Source organism: Actinomadura rugatobispora (assembly GCF_042656285.1).
Lineage (GTDB): Bacteria > Actinomycetota > Actinomycetes > Streptosporangiales > Streptosporangiaceae > Spirillospora > Spirillospora rugatobispora.
On sequence record NZ_JBHSON010000288.1, the window covers coordinates 1 to 632 of the forward strand.

Sequence of the window (632 nt, forward strand, 5' to 3'; positions counted from 1 at the left end):
ACATATCACACCTGCCACATGAGGCACTTTCATGAATCGTGCTCTCATGCCAACATAGTAAGCCAGTATACACAGCGTAAACGCTGTGACTGGTTCAGGGCTGCGCCCCGAAACCCGCTAACACCACTGACGCGCTGGCGCTTGTCCAACGCCGGAGCGACCCGGAAAACTTTTCCGTGCCGTCCGGCGTTTGCGAAGGAGGGATAATGCAGAAGCCGAAGAAGAAGCCGCTCGTCGTAAAAAAAAGATCCTGGCATCCGGCAGTGATGGCAAATCTGATGCGTCAGGCACAGGAGGAAGATTACCGCCGGGAGCAGATGGCAGAGCTTGAGCGTTCAGCCCGGTCACATTTTGCGGATATCGGAGGAGAGGATGGCGGTTAAGCGTACCCGTTTTTTAGGTATCCGGGTGACCGATGGGGAGTACCAGCAGCTGCTGGAGCGCTGCAATGGAAGGCAACTGGCGGTGTGGATGCGGGAAACCTGTCTCGATACGCGCCCGGCGCGGTCGTTGCGGCTGCCGTCCATCGATCCGGTTTTGCTGCGCCAGCTTGCCGGGATGGGGAACAACCTCAACCAGATCGCCCGGAAAATTAACGGCGGCCAGTGGTCAGGCGCTGACCGGGTTCAGGT

The 632-nt window shown here is 58.2% G+C and carries 2 protein-coding genes; both read left to right on the forward strand.

Features of this window, described 5'->3' with window-relative positions:
• Window positions 1-206: 206 nt before the first annotated feature.
• Window positions 207-383 (forward strand): hypothetical protein, encoded by a 177-nt coding sequence (locus ACFPZN_RS56405; RefSeq protein ID WP_004197757.1) that lies wholly within the window; start codon window positions 207-209, stop codon window positions 381-383.
• A partial coding sequence (locus ACFPZN_RS56410; protein WP_378293715.1) for a MobC family plasmid mobilization relaxosome protein occupies window positions 373-632 on the forward strand: 260 nt, incomplete at its 3' end. The genes ACFPZN_RS56405 and ACFPZN_RS56410, both read left to right, overlap by 11 nt.